16 protein-coding genes are annotated in these 17,787 nt (G+C 61.8%); all 16 read right to left on the reverse strand.

What is annotated here, in order from left to right:
* Positions 1 to 284 precede the first annotated feature (284 nt).
* The 16 genes from KHO31_RS01585 to ndk all read right to left on the reverse strand — a co-directional run bounded on the left by KHO31_RS01585 (position 285) and on the right by ndk (position 17,599).
* Positions 285 to 875: a phosphoribosyltransferase gene (locus KHO31_RS01585; protein WP_201073312.1), complete on the reverse strand. Its 591-nt coding sequence runs from the start codon at positions 873 to 875 to the stop codon at positions 285 to 287.
* Between the two features lie 3 nt (positions 876 to 878).
* Complete coding sequence (locus KHO31_RS01590; protein ID WP_201073314.1) at positions 879 to 2,225, reverse strand: adenylosuccinate synthase; 1,347 nt, start codon at positions 2,223 to 2,225, stop codon at positions 879 to 881.
* Between the two features lie 202 nt (positions 2,226 to 2,427).
* Entirely contained in the window at positions 2,428 to 3,579 is a 1,152-nt protein-coding gene (locus tag KHO31_RS01595; RefSeq protein WP_201073315.1) for an ATP phosphoribosyltransferase regulatory subunit, read from the reverse strand.
* A 212-nt stretch (positions 3,580 to 3,791) separates the two neighbouring features.
* Positions 3,792 to 3,983: a DUF2065 domain-containing protein gene (locus tag KHO31_RS01600; RefSeq protein ID WP_054041860.1), complete on the reverse strand. Its 192-nt coding sequence runs from the start codon at positions 3,981 to 3,983 to the stop codon at positions 3,792 to 3,794.
* A gap of 44 nt (positions 3,984 to 4,027) precedes the next feature.
* Positions 4,028 to 4,930 carry a protease modulator HflC gene (hflC, locus tag KHO31_RS01605; protein ID WP_201073316.1) on the reverse strand — a complete coding sequence of 301 codons (903 nt, stop codon included), beginning with the start codon at positions 4,928 to 4,930 and terminating at the stop codon, positions 4,028 to 4,030.
* Between the two features lie 12 nt (positions 4,931 to 4,942).
* The gene (gene hflK, locus KHO31_RS01610) at positions 4,943 to 6,319 is read right to left on the reverse strand and encodes an FtsH protease activity modulator HflK (protein ID WP_201073317.1); all 1,377 of its coding nucleotides are present in this window, start codon (positions 6,317 to 6,319) and stop codon (positions 4,943 to 4,945) included.
* Positions 6,320 to 6,368: 49 nt separating this feature from the next.
* Positions 6,369 to 7,556 (reverse strand): GTPase HflX, encoded by a 1,188-nt coding sequence (gene hflX / locus KHO31_RS01615; RefSeq protein ID WP_201073318.1) that lies wholly within the window; start codon positions 7,554 to 7,556, stop codon positions 6,369 to 6,371.
* Positions 7,557 to 7,613: 57 nt separating this feature from the next.
* The gene (hfq, locus tag KHO31_RS01620) at positions 7,614 to 7,850 is read right to left on the reverse strand and encodes an RNA chaperone Hfq (protein WP_006051315.1); all 237 of its coding nucleotides are present in this window, start codon (positions 7,848 to 7,850) and stop codon (positions 7,614 to 7,616) included.
* Positions 7,851 to 8,003: 153 nt separating this feature from the next.
* Positions 8,004 to 9,341, reverse strand: coding sequence for a ribosome biogenesis GTPase Der (gene der, locus KHO31_RS01625; RefSeq protein ID WP_201073319.1), 1,338 nt, complete (start codon positions 9,339 to 9,341; stop codon positions 8,004 to 8,006).
* A 423-nt stretch (positions 9,342 to 9,764) separates the two neighbouring features.
* Positions 9,765 to 10,910, reverse strand: a complete 1,146-nt coding sequence (bamB, locus tag KHO31_RS01630; RefSeq protein WP_201073321.1) for an outer membrane protein assembly factor BamB — start codon at positions 10,908 to 10,910, stop codon at positions 9,765 to 9,767.
* A gap of 75 nt (positions 10,911 to 10,985) precedes the next feature.
* Positions 10,986 to 11,615: a YfgM family protein gene (locus tag KHO31_RS01635; protein ID WP_201073324.1), complete on the reverse strand. Its 630-nt coding sequence runs from the start codon at positions 11,613 to 11,615 to the stop codon at positions 10,986 to 10,988.
* A gap of 66 nt (positions 11,616 to 11,681) precedes the next feature.
* On the reverse strand, positions 11,682 to 13,022 hold the full coding sequence (gene hisS / locus KHO31_RS01640) for a histidine--tRNA ligase (protein WP_211622568.1): 1,341 nt from the start codon (positions 13,020 to 13,022) through the stop codon (positions 11,682 to 11,684).
* 20 nt (positions 13,023 to 13,042) lie between these two features.
* On the reverse strand, positions 13,043 to 14,374 hold the full coding sequence (gene ispG / locus KHO31_RS01645) for a flavodoxin-dependent (E)-4-hydroxy-3-methylbut-2-enyl-diphosphate synthase (protein WP_211622569.1): 1,332 nt from the start codon (positions 14,372 to 14,374) through the stop codon (positions 13,043 to 13,045).
* An 86-nt stretch (positions 14,375 to 14,460) separates the two neighbouring features.
* Positions 14,461 to 15,588: a RodZ domain-containing protein gene (locus KHO31_RS01650; RefSeq protein WP_201073330.1), complete on the reverse strand. Its 1,128-nt coding sequence runs from the start codon at positions 15,586 to 15,588 to the stop codon at positions 14,461 to 14,463.
* 218 nt (positions 15,589 to 15,806) lie between these two features.
* A complete protein-coding gene (gene rlmN / locus KHO31_RS01655; protein WP_211622571.1) occupies positions 15,807 to 16,958 on the reverse strand; it encodes a 23S rRNA (adenine(2503)-C(2))-methyltransferase RlmN in 1,152 nt (383 codons plus the stop codon).
* Positions 16,959 to 17,173: 215 nt separating this feature from the next.
* On the reverse strand, positions 17,174 to 17,599 hold the full coding sequence (ndk, locus tag KHO31_RS01660; RefSeq protein ID WP_074282955.1) for a nucleoside-diphosphate kinase: 426 nt from the start codon (positions 17,597 to 17,599) through the stop codon (positions 17,174 to 17,176).
* Between the last annotated feature and the right edge of the window lie 188 nt (positions 17,600 to 17,787).

Raw genomic sequence — 17,787 nt, forward strand, 5'->3', positions numbered from 1 at the left:
AAAAAACGACCGCTATTCTAAACTGCCCGCTTAGCGCCGCCCGGCTTGTTGTGGATACACCACGTGGATGGTCCGCGAAGTGTAGCACCGCGATTTGGGCGCGTCTGCTGCGTCAGGCGTTTGGCCGGCGCCGTGCGCGCATTTTGCGAGACGCCGTTCGCGCGACACACATCCGACACATACAGTGCAAATAAGACGCACATAAAAAAACGGAGCCCAACCGGACTCCGTCTTGCAGACACTGCACTGACTACGACGCGATAAATACGGCGTCGTAGCACGCATCACGTGCCCGACGACTGCTGCTCCTGCTGCATACCGCGCTTGATCCACGCGCCGAGGTTGTGCGGGCGAACCGTATCCCATTCCTCGAACGGCTGGTGAATCCACGGATTGGTAGGCAGATACTGCACATGGTAATCGGGCTTCACTTTCGAGCAGCCCTTGTACCAGAGCACCGCCGAACGCACCGCGGTGATCGCCGGATAGCGTTCTTTCAGATGCTGCTGCACGCGTGCCAGCGTCACACCGGAATCGACCAGATCGTCGACCAGCAGCACGTTGCCGTGCAGTTCGCCGCGCGTCATCGTGATGTATTGCGCGATGTCGAGTTCGCCCTGCTCCGTGCCAGCCGCTTCGCGGTACGAACTAGTGGCAAGAATCGCCAGCGGCAGATCGTAAATGCGCGAGAGCTGATCGCCGACGCGCAAACCGCCCCGCGCGAGACACAGGATCTTGTCGAACTTCCAGCCCGACTCGTGCACCTGCAGTGCCAGCAGTTCGATCAGCCGGTGATACTCGTCCCAGCCAACCCACAGGTTCTTGTCGTCGTTGCGCGGATCTTTCATCGCAATCATAGGTACACCTTGAACCATGGCTTAAACCTTGAACGGATGACGCAGCAGAATCGTTTCGTCGCGATCCGGACCGGTCGACACCATGTCGATCGGAATGCCCGCGACTTCCTGCACACGTGTCAGATACGCACGCGCGCTAGCCGGCAGCTTGTCCCATTCCGTGATGCCAACGGTGCTTTCCTTCCAGCCCGCGAAGGTTTCGTACACCGGCACGCAACGCGCGACTTCAGACGCGCCACGCGGCAGCAGGTCGACATTCTTGCCGTCGACTGTGTAGCCGATGCACAGCTTCACTTCGTCGAGGCCGTCGAGCACGTCGAGCTTGGTCATGCACAGGCCCGAGACGCCGTTGATCTGGATCGAGCGGCGCAGCGCGGCGGCGTCGAGCCAGCCCGTGCGGCGCGGACGACCGGTGACCGAACCGAATTCCTTGCCGACCTTGGCAAGTTCCAGGCCAATCGACTCCTGACGCGCGGCGTTATCCGCGTCGTACAGTTCGCTCGGGAACGGGCCCGAACCGACACGCGTGCAATACGCCTTGGTAATGCCGAGGATGTAGTTCAGCTTTTGCGGACCGACGCCTGCACCCGCCGTAGCCGCACCAGCCACGCAGTTGCTCGACGTGACATACGGATAGGTGCCGTGGTCGATGTCGAGCAGCGTGCCTTGCGCGCCTTCGAACAGCAGGTTGTTGCCGGCAGCGTTTTCGTCGTACAGACGGCGCGACACGTCGGTCACCATCGGCTTCAGACGATCGGCGTAGCTCAGCATCGTGTCGAGCGTCTGCTGGAAGTCGACAGCGGCTACGCCCAGGTATTGCGTCAACACGAAGTTGTGGTAATCGAGATTTTCACGCAGACGTTCGGCGAAGCTTTCCGGCTCGAACAGGTCTTGCACGCGCAAACCGCGGCGCGCCACCTTGTCTTCGTAGGCCGGGCCGATGCCGCGGCCGGTGGTGCCGATCTTGCTCGCGCCACGGCGCGCTTCGCGGCCCTGGTCGATGGCAATGTGGTACGGCAGGATCAGGGTGGTGGCTTCGGAAATGAAGAGGCGATTCTGAACATCGACCCCGGCGGCTTCGAGTTCGCCAATTTCCTTGAACAGCGCTTCCGGCGACAACACGACGCCATTGCCGATGTAGCACGCGACGCCGGGATGCATGATGCCCGACGGAATCAAACGCAAGATGGTTTTCTTGCCGCCGATGATAAGCGTGTGACCGGCATTGTGACCGCCCTGGAAGCGAACGACGCCTTGAGCGTGGTCCGTCAGCCAGTCGACGATCTTGCCCTTGCCTTCATCACCCCACTGGGTTCCCACGACGACGACGTTACGCCCGGGGTTCACATTCACTGCGCTGGCAGACATGTTGTTTCGTAAGCTGGTTAAAAACGTATTCTACCTATGTTCGCGGAACCTTCCGAATTTTTCCGTTTCCGCTCAACGGTATGCACGTTATGGTGGGTATATCGAAAATAGCGCGGCGAGGGGCCGCGCCGGGTCCGGCGACGCTTTGGACGCCTTCTGAAATGCCCTTGGGATGCCCCTCAGGCGGCCTGCCGACTCACGCTCAGGAACGGGGTTCGACGACCCACGCGCCGTTGCGCTCGACCAACACGCGGTCGCAGGCGAATTCATCCAGATCGTGCTCGTGACCCGGAAGCGCCTGGATCACGACTTCGCCGGCGTTACGCAGCGCGGCGACGCTGGTGCGCAACACTTCGTCGTGCTGCCACGGTGCGAGAATCGCACTGCTGCGGGCTTCTACGGGCGAAATACGCGCGACTTCGCGCAGATCGAGCGAGAAGCCGGTGGCCGCGCGTGCACGGCCGTAGGCCTGGCCGACGTGGTCGTAACGGCCGCCGCGCGCAACGGCATTCGGCACGCCGTCGACATACGCCGAGAACATCACGCCGCTGTGATACGCGTAGCCACGCAAATCGGCCAGATCGATCATCACCTCGGCGCCATCGACCTGGCTCGCGAGAAACGCGAGGTCGTCGAGCGCGCGGGCAATCGCCGGTGCGTTCGGCAGGCGTGCACGGGCTTCATCGAGCACCGATGCGTCACCGTAAAGCGTGGGGAGCGCGCGCAATGCGTCGCGCGTAACCGGCGTGAGGTTGGCGGTCAGCTCGACGAGGCGCGGCACGTCCTTGCCGGCCAATGCGTCATAGAGCGATTGACCCAGTTCGGCAGCAGCAGGCTCCGCTTCGATCAGCGCGGCAAGCACGCCTGCGTGACACAAATCGAGCCGCACTTTCGCGAGGCCGGCCAGACGCAGCGCGTCGAGCATCAACTGCTGGATTTCCAGATCCGCTTCGAGACCGGCGTGGCCGTAGATTTCCGCGCCAATCTGAATCTGCTCACGCGTGGCGTGCAAACCGCGTGGACGCGTGTGCGCCACATTGCCGGCGTAGCAAAGCCGCGTCACGCCCTGACGATTCAACAGGTGCGCGTCGATACGCGCGACCTGCGGCGTGATGTCGGCACGCAGACCGAGTGTGCGCCCCGACATCTGATCGACGAGTTTAAAAGTGCGCAGATTCAGATCGTGGCCGCCGCCGGTGAGCAGCGACTCGATGTACTCGAGCAGCGGCGGCATCACCATCTCGTAGCCATACGAGCGGAAACGGTCCAGCAAATGGCGCCGCAACTCTTCGATCTTGCGGGCTTCCGACGGCAGCACGTCGGCGATATTCTCGGGAAGTAACCAGGTCGACATCGATACAGTCCTACGACGTTGAACACGGCGGCTGGGTGCGCCGGTAAGTGTGTGTGAATGGCGGGCGACGGCTTTATTTTGGCGGCTTTCGCGGGCATCGGAGCCGCCCTTCGCAGCCCCTCAGCCGACCTTGGCCCGCGCAGGAGTGCTCCTGTCGCCACGCATATCGCCAACTCAACAGCGCGCAGCGGCGGGCGCCGTGAAGCACCCCTTCAGGTCACGATAAACAGCAGGATCAGCCCGAGCACCATCACGACCAAGCCGCCGACGCGAATCTGATGCGGCGGCCGTTCCGCTATTTTACGGAACGTGTCGCGCCAGGCGCTCGGAAAAACGAAGGGAAACATCCCTTCGATAATCAGCATCAATGCGATCGCGAGCAGTAACGAGCCGGCTATGTCCATGCGAATGAAGTGGCCGCGATGCGGATGCCGCGGCGTTCCGGTTATCAGTGTTTGCGCTGTGCCGCGGGAGCGTCCGGGGCAGCGCCGCCGGTCGGGCTACGCATGAAGCGAAAGAACTCGCTGCTCGGGTCGACCACGATCACGTCGCCTGGCTTGAAGGTGTTCTTGTACGCCTGCATGCTTTGATAAAACTGGTAGAACTGCGGGTCGCTGCCGTATGCCTCAGCGGCGATTTCCGCCGCCTTGGCATCGCCCTCGCCCTTGATGGTCTGTGCCTGGCGATAGCCGTCCGCGAGAATCGCCTGTTGCTGGCCGACGGCGTCCGCCTTGATCTGGTCGGCCTCGGCCGTGCCCTTCGCACGTTCGTCGGCCGCGGCCTGCTCGCGTGCGGCGATCATCCGTTTGTAGACCGAGTCAGCCATCGCCGCCGGGAAATCGACGCGCGTAAGTTGCACGTCGAGCACCGAAATGCCCAGCGATGCCGCGGCTTTGTCCATCGCGCTACGCGCTTCGTCGGCAACGGCTTGTTGCTTGGCAAGCGCATCGGTCAGCGTGACCTTGCCGAACGCGTCGCCGAGCGCACTGCGCGACAACAGCGCCAGGCGGTCCGGCAAGCTTTGCACGTCGCCCTTGGTTTCAGCGAGCAGCTTCAGCGGATCGGTCACACGGTATTTGACGACCGGGTTGGCCAGCAGATCGGTTTTATCCGACGTGACATAACGGTCTTCATCCGGCGCGTCGAGCGACTGGATGCGGCTATCCACCAGCGTGACCGTTTGCAGCGGCGGCGGCAACTTCACGTGCAGACCGGGGCCGAGCAAGGCGGGTGCGGTGTCGCTATGCGATGACAGCACGGCCATGTGCCGCTGGTCGACCACGAATACCATCGACGACGCGGCAAACAGCACGATGACTAAGGCAACAACGAGCGCAATGATCTTGTTCATGGTGTGCGCGCCTTATTGAACGTCGTCTTCGCGCATACGGCTGCGGAAGGAGTCGCGTGAACGCAGTGCATCGCTGCTGGCTGCAGCCTGACTGGCAGGCGTCGCGACCGCGGCGGGTGCGGAAGCAGCGGCAGACGCCGTGGCTGCGCCGCTCGCGGCTTGCGGCACGGCAGCACCCGATGCAACAGCAGCGCCGGAAGCGGCCGCGGCGGCGTCGGCAACACGCTGGCGAGTCTGCTCGACCAGCTTGTCGAGCGGCAGATACAGCACGTTGTTGCCGCTCTTGTTGTCCACAAACACCTTGGTCGTATTCGAATAGATCTGCTGCATGGTTTCCAGGTACATGCGCTCGCGAATCACAGCGGGCGCTTTCGAGTACTGCGCGTAGACCTGCTTGAAGCGCTCAGCGTCGCCTTGCGCCTGAGCCACGGTCTTGTCGCTATACGTTTTCGCTTCGTCGATCTGGCGCGCGACGTCGGCTTGCGCGCGCGGCAGCAACTCGGCGGCATACGCTTGCGCGTCGCGTTTGGCGCGGTCGTTGTCCTGACGCACTTTGGCGGCGGCGTCGTAAGCGGCTTGCACCTGGTCGGGCACCTGCACGCCCTGGATCGTTACACCGGTCACGGCAAGGCCGGACTGGTATTCATCCAGGGATTGCTGAATCGACGCCATCAGTTGCTGGCGAATTGTTTCGCGATCCTGAGCGAGGATGTCGTTGGTGCTGCGCGCCCCGACGATACTGCGCACCGCCGCCTGCGCGGCCTGCATCACGCTCTGATCGGGATCGACGCTGCGGAAGAGATAATCCGTCGGCTTGCTCACCTGGTACTGCACGGCAAAGCGCACGTCGACGATATCGCCGTCGTGCGTGAGCATCGACGCGTCCTTCACGTTGGCGAGACGCACCACGTTGTTACGGCCGACTTCCACCTGGCGGATCTGGCCGATATTGACGAGTTCGTGCGCTTCGAATGGATACGGCAGGCGCCAATGCACACCCTGCCCCGCGGTGTAGCGATACTTGCCGAACTGCATCACGACGCCGGCCTGGCCATCTTGCACGACGAACACGCCGCTGCCGAGATAGATCGCGATCAGCACGCCGATCACGATGCCCACACCGATACGCGCGCCACGACCGTTGTCCGGACGGCCACCACCACCCGCACCGCCGCCCTTGCGACCGAACACCCGGCTCAAACGGCGGTTGAAATCGCGCCACATCTCGTCGAGATCGGGCGGACCTTCACCGTCCTTGGCCGGCGGACGCTTGGGTTCGTTGGGTCGTTGGCGATCCCCATTGCCGTCGCCCCGGCCCCAGCGCGGATCGTTCAGTGAAAGCATGGCGCGCATGCGCAGCCAGATACTCCGCTCGTTGTAATCGTTCACCTGTGTTCGTTCACCAGAGTAGACAGCGGGTCAGTGCAATTGGAGCGGGTCAGTGCCCGAGTTCTGAGACCTTGTGGTCCTCGCGCGGTGCTGCCGACCGGTCTTCTTCCGACAGATCGAGCAGCGCATCGGAGAGAGGTTCGGCAGTAGCGATTTCAGCGATGGCAGCGCGCAATGTATCCAGCCCTTGTCCCGTGCGCGCGCTCAAAAAGACGCGCGAAATATTACCATACTCATCCCGCTCAACCGCGTCGCCACGGGCCGCCAACTCCGGCACGGCATCGATCTTGTTGAACACCAGCACCTGACGGATCGTATCCGCACCGATTGCGTGCAACACCTCGTTCACCTGATCGATCTGATCGAGGCGCACGGCGCTCGATGCGTCGACCACATGCAGCAGCAGGTCGGCGTGGATGGTTTCCTCGAGCGTGGCGCGGAAAGCCGCCACCAGTTGGTGCGGCAATTCGCGGATGAAACCGACCGTGTCGGATACCACCACCTGGCCGGCTTCGTCGCCGAGATAGACGCGGCGGGACGTGGTATCCAGCGTGGCGAACAACTGGTCGGCGGCGTACGCCTGGGCCTTTGTCAGCGCATTGAAAAGTGTGGATTTGCCCGCGTTCGTGTAGCCGACAAGCGATACGGACATGGTCTGGTTACGGCTGCGCGCGCGGCGCTGCGTGCCGTGCTGACGGCGCAGCTTTTCGAGCTTGGTTTTCAGCGCCTTGATACGCTCGCCGATCAAACGGCGGTCGGTTTCGAGCTGCGTTTCACCTGGACCCCGCAAACCGATACCGCCCTTCTGGCGTTCAAGGTGGGTCCATGCGCGGATTAGCCGCGTCGATAGATACTGCAACTGCGCGAGCTCCACCTGCAGCTTGCCTTCATGGCTGCGGGCGCGTTGCGCAAAAATATCGAGGATGAGGCTGGTGCGGTCAATCACGCGGCGGTTAAGCGCCTGCTCCAGATTGCGCTGCTGCGCAGGTGCCAGAGCGTGATTGAAAATGACGAGTTCGATGTCGTTCGCCTCACACGCAAGACGCAATTCCTCGGCCTTGCCGCTGCCGACGAACATCTTGGCATCGGGACTGGACCGGCGCCCCGTGAGGGTGACTAAGGGATTCGCGCCCGCGCTTTGCGCGAGCAGGCTGAGTTCTTCGAGACTGGCTTCGAAATCGATCTTACCGAAGTCGATGCCGACAAGCGCTGCATTGATCAAATTGGAGGGTATCAAAATGAGGCGGCCGGGAGTAATCGCCAACGGGCGACGCTACGCCGGCCGCGACGGGGGTTAGGACTGTTCGGAATCCGGGTGGAAATTCACCGGACGGGCCGGCACGACAGTAGAAATTGCGTGCTTGTAGACCATCTGGGTGACCGTATTCCGGAGCAACACGACGTACTGGTCGAACGATTCGATGTTCCCTTGAAGCTTGATGCCGTTGACCAAGTAGATCGACACCGGCACATGCTCTTTACGCAGTGCGTTCAAAAACGGGTCTTGTAACAATTGCCCTTTGTTGCTCATAGCAAACTCCGTATTTTTTTGCAGGTTGACTGAATTGACGACGAAGAAAAAGAGATCCGCCGTCAACCGCTACACTATAGCCGATTTTCATTTTTGCGCGAGAGGCCTGGCCTTGCGGCCAAACCCAGCACACACACGGGTTTCAGCCTGGGTTTAGCCTTTATCCGCGTAAGGGTTCGTCGACGATCTGAACTCTATTCGCAATGGAGTCCCAGTCAGCTTGAAAGTTTCCCGGAAGCGGTTTTCAAGGTAGCGTTTGTACGTTTCGGTGATCGCGTCGAGCGCGTTGCCGTGAATCACGATGAGCGGCGGGTTCTGTCCACCCTGGTGCGCATAGCGCAGTTTCGGACGCACCGGACCGCGGCGACGCGGCTGCTGGAATTCCACCGCTTCGATCAGCGCGCGCGTGAGCTTCGGCGTCGGCAGCTTGGCCATCGCAGCCTTGTACGCGTCGTCCACCGAGCGCATCAGCGGGCCAATCCCCGTGTTTTCCGTCGCGGAAATGAAGTGGAATTTCGCAAAGTCCAGAAATTTTAGTTTGCGCTCGAGGTCCGCCTTGGTGCGCTCGCGCACATGCGAATCGAGTCCGTCCCACTTGTTCACGCCTACCACCAGCGCGCGACCCTGCTCGACCACGAAGCCGGCAATGTGCGCGTCCTGCTCCGAGATGTCCTGGCGCGCGTCGAGCAGCAGGATCACGACGTTCGCGTCGGAGATCGACTGCAGTGTTTTCACCACCGAGAACTTCTCGATCGCTTCGAACACTTTGCCGCGACGGCGCAAGCCGGCCGTGTCGATCAGCGTGTACGGCTTGCCCTGACGTTCGAAGTCGACGTAGATCGAATCGCGCGTGGTGCCGGGCATGTCGAACGCGATCACGCGTTCTTCGCCGACCAGCGAATTGATCAGCGTCGACTTGCCGACGTTCGGGCGGCCGACGATCGCGATCTTCACGCCATGCGCTGCTTTCTCTTCGTCGCTCTCTTCCGGCTGACCGGCGTAGGCGACCGCGAGCGCTTCGTTGATCATTTCGGTCACGCCGTCGCCGTGCGCGGACGAAATCGCGCGCGGGTCGCCGAGGCCGAGCTCGTAGAAGTCGGCGGCGACGTTACTGTACTTCATCCCCTCCGCCTTGTTGACGACGAGGAAAATCGGCCGACCGGTCTTACGCAGGTAGTCGGCGATCGTCTTGTCCTGCGGTGCGAGACCGTTGCGGCCGTCGACGATGAACACGACGACGTCCGATTCCTCAACCGCCTGGCGGGTTTGACGCGCCATCTCGTGCAGGATGCCGTCTTTCGCGACCGGCTCGAAGCCGCCAGTATCGACGACCAGATACGGCCGGTCGCCGGCGCGGCCTTCGCCGTAATGGCGATCGCGGGTGAGACCGGGCAGGTCGGCAACCAGCGCGTCACGCGTACGCGTGAGACGGTTGAATAGCGTGGATTTCCCCACATTGGGGCGCCCAACCAGGGCAATAACGGGTTTCATCAGATGTTGTTCACGGTGAAACGCGGGATCGAAATCGACCGCCCGCGTAGCGACGCCATGCGGCCGCTACACGGCAGCGTTTGACGAAAATTATCACGAATTCGGCCAGCCCCGGATGTGCTGTCAATATGCGCACCCGGGCGGACGGGGGTTTGGCTGTATGGGGCGGCGCCAATGGGCCGCCAGTTTCAGTCTTTCTTGCTCAACGGCTCGCACGCCAGTTCGATACGATTCTCTACGATGCCGTTGAAGGTGGCGCCGCAAGCAGCCACCGATGGCCACATGGGCCGTTCTGATCCGACTTGCCGGACCAGCCAGTCCGGCGAAATATTTCTGGTTACTCTGCTGCACAGCAAAAACGCGTGCGGCCGGCGAAGCCGGCCTGCACGCTTGACGAAGCCTGACTACCGACGCCCTGCGCGATTAGCGCGGGCGGTAGCCGTACAGGTCGCCGTCGTGCGTCTGCACGACCAGCGTCTCTCCGGCCAGCACCGGCGCCGCGGTAATCGGGCTGCCGTCGGTCTTCACACGGGCCACGAGCGTGCCGTCGTCGCGCGACAGGAAGTGCACGAAACCCTGATAGTCGCCCAACACGGCTGCGTGACCCAGTATGAACGGAACGCTGAGTTCGCGGTTCTTCAGCTTGTCGTTCTTCCACAGCGGTGCACCGCTGCTGACGTCGAACGCCGACACCACCGACCAGTCATCAGCCGCCACCACAGCGCGGTCGTCCTGCGCGAGGCCGCTTGTGCTCGAAAACGCCTTTTCCCACAGCGCGCGGCCCGAGTTCGCATCGAAGCAGCCAATCTGGCCCTGGAACGTCACCGCGCAGGTTTCGGAACCGACCAGCGTAGGCGGACCCGTCACGTCATTGATGCGCTCCACTTCCGTCACGCCCTTCGGATACGACACCGGCGTCTGCCAGTAGTTGTCGCCGGTCTGCAGGTTGATCGCGGCGAACGCGCCGCCCGGGAAGCCCGCCAGCACAGCCGCGTCACCCGCGAACGTCATGCCCGACGAGACGCGCAGATTGAGCGGCACCGCGCGGTTGCGATAGTTCCACTTCTGCTCACCAGTTTGCGCATTGAACGCGACGATCTGACCATCGACAGTACGCACCACCACAAGGCCATTGCCGACCAGCGGCGGCGAGATGATCTCGCCAGGCGCCTTGGCGGTCCACAACTGCTTGCCGTCCGCGCCGAGCACGTAAACGTCGCCCTTCAGGCCGCCGACCGCCGCGAGCGTGCCGTCGCTGCCGACACCTGCCGAGAGGTCGTCATGCAGCTTGACGCGCCAGATGTCCTTGCCGGTTTGCGCGTCGATCTTCGCAACCGAGCCGTTCGCGCCAGCCGCGTACACCGCGTTGCCGACCGCGACCGGCGAGAACAGGTAACGCCCCGCCTTGCCCACGCTTGTCTTCCACGCTTGCTGCACGTCGAGCACGGGTTTGAACTCGGTGAGCGGCGTCGGCACGCGGCGCTCGTCTTTCGTGGATGAGCAAGCCGCCATGGTAAGCACGGTCATCGCACAGGCAACGGGCACAGCGTAACGTTTCAGCAGATTCATCGGTGGACGAAGCATTCAGGAAATTAATTAAAGGAGACCGGTTGGTCGTTACATGCGGCGCGCTGCATGCGGCGATTAGCCGCCCAGCGCGTCCAGCTTGAACTGAATCAACTGGCGAGCCGAGCTATCGTTTTTCGACAGCGAGTCGAGCGCGAGCTTGTAGGCCGCGCGCGCATCGTCACGCTTGCCTTGAGCCGCGAGCAGATCACCGCGGCCGTTCGCCACAATGCCCTTGAACGCATCGGACTGCGGTTCGGCGAGCAGTGCCAGGCCCTGGTCGTAAGCCTTGTCGTCGAGCAACAGCGAAGCCATACGCAGCTTGGCGATCTGCTTGAACTCGTCGTCTTTTGCGTGATCGATGGTCCATTGCAGTTGGGCCTTCGCGGCGGCTTCGTCACCCGCGGCGTACAGCGCCTTGGCAGCGCCCAGTGCGGTCATCTGCGCATACGCGGTGCGGCTGAACTTGTCTTCCATGTCGGTCGCGACGCGCGTGATCTTCGCCTTGTCGCCCGATGCCACAGCTTGCTGCACCTGGTCATACAGCACCGCGGCTTCCGCCGCTTGACGCCGTTGCCAGAAATTCCAGCCGTTCCAGCCTGCTGCAGCGACCAACGCCACCAGCACGATCCATGTGGTTGCATTGCCCCACTGCGTCCACCATGCTTTCAGACTTTCAATCGATTCTTGTTCGTCGTGGTAACTCATCGCCCGGCGATTTCCTCTTTCTTGATACTTGTACGTGTCGAGCCAAGGGGCTCGACGACATCGCGATCAGTCGTCGCCGTCTTCGGCGGTTGCAACCATCGCATTGATTAGAAATTCGGTCAAGTCTTCGGCGGGCACGTTATGTTGCTCGTTTTTACCGCCGTTAGCGCCTGTATCGCGCAGCGGCTTGACGCCGACCGTACCGTTGGCAATCTCATCTTCGCCGAGGATCACCGCGAATGCCGCGCCGCTGGCGTCAGCGCGCTTCATCTGCGACTTGAAGCTCGCCGTTTGACCGTCCGCGCTGCAATGCAGGATCACATCGAGGCCCGTATCGCGCAAACGCTCGGCGATGATAAAGGCCTGTTCGCGTGCCGCGTCGCCCTGATGGACCACGTACACGTCGCAGCCTTCGTCTTCCGGCACGAGTTGCTCCTCTTTCAGCAACTCGAGGATACGTTCGACACCCATTGCCCAGCCGCACGCACCCGTCGGCTTGCCGCCAAGCTGCTCGATCAGCGGATCGTAGCGCCCGCCGGCCGCGACCGTGCCTTGCGCGCCAAGCTTGTCGGTCACCCATTCGAACACGGTCAGATTGTAATAATCGAGGCCGCGCACGAGACGCGGATTGATCGTGAACGGAATGTTGTTCGCCTTCAGAATGCGCTGCAGGCCTTCGAAGTGCGCGTGCGATTCTTTGCCGAGAAAATCGATCAGCTTCGGCGCGTTCTGCGCGACTTCCTGCATCGCGGGATTCTTCGTGTCGAGCACGCGCAGCGGGTTCGTGTACAGACGGCGTTTCGCCTCTTCGTCGAGCACGTCCATGTGCTTTTCGAGGTACGCGATCAACTCGACGCGATGTGCCGCGCGCTCTTCCGCGAGACCCAGCGAATTGAGTTCGAGCTTGATGCCCATCAAGCCGAGGTCGTCCCACAAGCGCTGGCACATCATGATGATTTCAGCGTCGGCATCCGGGCCGGCGAAGCCCAAGGCTTCCACGCCGACCTGGTGGAACTGCCGGTAGCGGCCGCGCTGCGGACGCTCGTGACGGAACATCGGGCCGATGTACCACAGGCGCTTCGGACCGTCGTACAGCATGTTGTGCTCGATCACCGAGCGCACAACAGCCGCCGTGTTTTCCGGGCGCATCGTCAGATTTTCGCCGTTCAACGCATCGGTGAAGCTGTACATCTCTTTCTCGACGATGTCGGTCACCTCACCGATACCGCGCTTGAACAACTGCGTATGCTCGATGATCGGCGTACGAATATTCTGGTATCCGTACGAACGCAGCATCGACTTGACGGTCGCTTCGAAAAATTCCCACAGCCCTGCTTCCTGCGGAAGGATGTCGTTCATGCCCTTCACGCCGGACAACTTTTCGAGCTTTTTCTTCTGTTCAGTCATCTGTCTTGGATTGACGGTATTTAGTTGAGTGCTTCGGCGCGGCCGGCTTCGGTGCGGCCATAGCGGCGCTCGACGTAGTCACTCACGATTTGCTGGAATTCTTGCGCGATGTTATCGCCGCGCAGCGTCTTGACCTTCTCACCGTCGACGAACACCGGCGCGGCCGGATTTTCACCCGAACCCGGCAAGCTGATGCCGATATTTGCCTGCTTCGATTCGCCCGGACCGTTGACGATGCAACCCATCACCGCGACGTGCATCTTCTCGACGCCAGGAAATTGATCGCGCCACACCGGCATCTGCGTGCGCAGATAGGTCTGGATTTGCGACGCCAGTTCCTGGAACAACGTGCTGGTCGTCCGGCCACAACCCGGGCATGCGATCACCATCGGCGTGAAAGAACGCAGACCCATGGTCTGCAAAATTTCCTGGCCGACGATCACTTCACCGGTTCGCGGACCGCCCGGTTCCGGCGTCAACGAGATGCGGATTGTGTCGCCAATGCCTTGCTGCAGCAACACCGACAACGCAGCGGTCGACGCCACGATGCCCTTCGAACCCATGCCTGCTTCGGTCAAGCCAAGATGCAACGCGAATTCGCAACGGCGGGCGAGTTCACGATACACCGCGATCAGATCCTGCACGCCGCTGACCTTGCACGACAGAATGATCTTGTTGCGCGGGAGGCCGATCTCGACCGCACGCTCCGCCGAGCCGATCGCCGACTGGATCAGCGCTTCGTACATCACGCTCTGCGCTTCCCACGGCGTGGAACGCGCGGCGTTTTCGTCCATCATTTTCGCGAGCAGATCCTGATCGAGGCTGCCCCAGTTGACACCGATCCGTACCGGCTTGTCGTACTTCACCGCCGCTTCGATCATTTGCGCGAACTGCGTGTCGCGCTTCGCGCCGTGGCCGACATTGCCCGGATTGATCCGGTACTTCGACAACGACTCCGCGCACGCGGGGTAATCGCGCAGCAGCAAATGACCGTTGTAGTGAAAATCGCCGACCAGCGGCACCGACACGCCCATGCGATCGAGCTGCTCTCGAACAGCCGGCACGGCCGCCGCCGCTTCCGGCGTGTTGACCGTGATGCGGACCAGTTCCGAACCGGCTTGCGCAAGTTCCTTGATCTGGATCGCCGTGCCGATCGCGTCCGCGGTATCGGTGTTAGTCATGGACTGGACGCGCACGGGCGCATCACCGCCGATGGTGACGAGCTGGCCACCCCAACGGACATCGACCGCGTGCGACTTGCGCCGGGCGGCGTGGCCGCCGAACACCGGCTCGTTTGAAACAATCTTGCTACTGGATTGGGATTGAGCTTCGGATTGCATCGAAAAACCCATTTACGCCGCATGCGCCACACAAAAGACGTAGCGCCTGAATTGAAAAAGCGCCGCGACCCGGTTGGCCGCGACGCATACCGTATCTATCAAGGCAACGCGAAGCGCGCCACATTACCCATGGTTGCCGAATATTTCGACGGATCGACTGGCTGGCCGTCGAGCGTAAGCGATTCGAGACCTGCCTTGTTACCGATCGTGACCTTGAAAGGGGCCGCACCCGTTACTTCCTTCGTATCGCCCGCGTGCACAAGGCCGGAGAACACCTCCTTACCGTCCTTGCCACGCACGCTGAACCAGCTGTCCTGTGTCACGCGCAACGCGACGATCGCTTCACCTGCGACCGGCGCTGCCGTTGCCGTATCCGCACCCGGCGCGCCTATTGCGGCGACCACCGGCACGCTCGCGCCTTGCGCCGCAGCCTGGACCTGCGAACCGGCCTTCGGCGCTACCGCTGCTGCCGTGACTGCCGGAGCGGACGACGGCTCCGTACCGGTCGCCAGCGGTGCGGGCATCGGCGTAGCCGACGCTGTGTTATCTGCTGCGGCCTGCGTTTCCGGCGCGGAAGCAGCCTCGTCCGCAGTTGCCTCGGAACCTGCCGGTTGACCTTGCGCCACCGCGCCCGATGCTCCGGTCGCGCCACCTGCAGCGCCGTTGGCGCTCGCTTTCAAACGTGCGAGCCAGGCCGACGAATCGCCACCATTGGTATGCCACATCCCGAGCGCGATCACCGCGACGATCACCGCCGCAATACCCCATAGCCACGAGCGGCTCTTTTGCCCGCTGCCGCCGAGCGACAGCGATACGCGGCCGCGCGGCAAATCCCTGCCGGACGAAGCAGGCATCGACAGATCCGGCGCAGGCACACCCTTCTCGCGGCGCAAAGCCTGTGTGAACGGCGTGGGATCAGCACCGAGCATCTTCGCGTAGCTGCGCACCACGCCGAGCGCAAAGGTCGTGTCCGGCAAATGGCTGATGTCACCCGATTCGAGCGCACGCAGCTTGGTCACGGATACCTTCAGGCGCGCCGACACATCTTCAATCGTCCAGCCTTTCGATTCACGCAATTGGGTCAAGCGCGCGCCAACCGCCGCCAGGGAATCCAAACCCGCCAGTCCCGGCGGCACAACAGGCTGCACCACCGCCCGCGTGGCCGGCGCCGGATGGCCTTCGTTTGTGTCTGCGTCCTGCGGCTGCGGGTGCTGCGGCTCACTCATCCCAAATCCTTTAGCGTCGATTCTTTTTCACTTGTGCAACCCGGACGGGCCAAAGCCTCACGCCCGAATCGCAGACCGTTTATAACAAAATGTGCGGCCTTGTGTGCCGCTTCCGATCGCTTCTGCAAACTTTCTTTTCAATCGCTGCTGGAACGGCAAGATTTCGCGCGTTCGCAGTACTTTCCACCGAACGCCTTCGCCCTTGCCGCCTCGCACGATTACACGGCGCGAACCTCGATAACCTTCGCCGCCTTCCCGGTGCGCTCAGCGAGGCGCGTGCGGTCTTTCACCGCACCGGCCAACTGACCGCAGGCAGCGTCGATATCATCGCCGCGTGTTTTACGCACTGTGGTGACCACGCCTGCGTCCATCAACACTTGTGCAAACCGCTTGATCTGCTCCGGCTTCGAGCGGATGAGGCCCGACTCGGGGAACGGATTGAACGGAATCAGGTTGAACTTGCACGGTACGTCGCGTGTAACGGCCAGCAATTCGCGCGCTTGCGCTTCGCTGTCGTTCACGCCATCGAGCATGCAATATTCAAATGTAATGAAATCGCGCGGCGCAACTTTCAGATAGCGCTGACAGGCAGCCATCAATTCGCGCAGCGGATACTTCTTGTTCAGCGGCACCAGCATGTCGCGCAGCGGGTCGCTCGGCGCATGCAACGATACCGCGAGCGCCACCGGCAGATCGGCACCGAGCCTGTCCATCATCGGCACCACGCCCGAGGTGGACAGCGTGACGCGCCGGCGCGACAGGCCGTATGCGTTGTCGTCCAGCATCAGGCTCATGGCGGGCACCACCGCGTCGTAATTGAGCAGCGGCTCGCCCATGCCCATCATCACGACGTTCGTGACGACGCGCTCGCCTTTGCCGTCACCACCCGTGGCACGGCCACCGTCCGTGCCACGCGTCGCGCGCAGCGCGAACTCGGCCATCCGCAGTTGGCCGATGATTTCGCCGGTAGTGAGATTGCGGGAAAAACCCTGCTTGCCGGTCGAACAGAAACGGCAGTTGACCGCGCACCCGGCCTGCGACGACACGCACAGCGTGCCACGCGTTTCTTCGGGGATATAAACGGTTTCAACCGCGTTGCTGTTACCGACGTCGATCAGCCACTTGCGTGTGCCGTCGGTCGAAATATTGTCGCTGACGATGCCGGGCATCGTGATCGTTGCGCGCCCTTTGAGCTTTTCGCGCAAGGACTTCGCCAGATCGGTCATGCCGTCGAAGTCGGCGGCGTTGTACTGATGGATCCAGCGCTGCAATTGCTTGGCGCGAAACGGCTTCTCGCCCAGGCTGTCGCAGTAGGCGACAAGCCCTTGGGCGTCGAGGTCGAGAAGGTTGACGGTGGAACTGCTCGTCATATCGAATCCTGCCATTTCAGTGCGAGACTACATTCATGCAACAAGCTGCATGAACGCAATGCCGTTCGCGCCCATTCCTGCTGCTTTACCCTACTACTTTGCCGGACTGTTCGTGCGGATTCGTGCGACAAATCCAACGGCTGCGCACGAATCGCGCGGATAGAGCTTCTAAAACTCAACCCCGCTCAAACCCGTCCAAACCCGTCCAAACCCGCTTAACGCGAGTAGACGTTCACTTCCGGGAAGAAGAACGCGATTTCAACTGCTGCCGTTTCAACGGCGTCCGAACCGTGCACCGCGTTAGCGTCGATGCTGTCGGCGAAGTCGGCGCGGATCGTGCCCTTCTCTGCCTTCTTCGGGTCCGTTGCACCCATCAGGTCACGGTGCTTCAGGATCGCGTTTTCGCCTTCCAGCGCTTGCACGACCACCGGGCCCGAGATCATGAAATCGACCAGGTCCTTGAAGAACGGACGTGCAGCGTGCACAGCGTAGAACTTCTCTGCGTCAGCGCGCGACAGATGGACCATGCGCGAAGCCACGATCTTCAGGCCAGCGTTTTCGAAACGGCTGTAGATCTGACCGATCACGTTCTTGGCCACTGCGTCCGGCTTGATAATCGACAGGGTGCGTTCGATCGCCATAAAAACTCCAAAAAATTAAGAGGTTACAGATTCAAATGAATCCGCTATTGTAGCATGTTCCCGTGTATGATTGCGATTGAACCCTTACAGAACTGAAAGACTCCAAGCAGGAGTTTCTGAATACTGGTAGCGTAGGCCGTGTGGACTTTTCCCGGGTATTGAAACTCCCGGCCACCGCGCCAATCTTA

The organism is Paraburkholderia domus, assembly GCF_905220705.1.
GTDB classification, from domain to species: domain Bacteria; phylum Pseudomonadota; class Gammaproteobacteria; order Burkholderiales; family Burkholderiaceae; genus Paraburkholderia; species Paraburkholderia domus.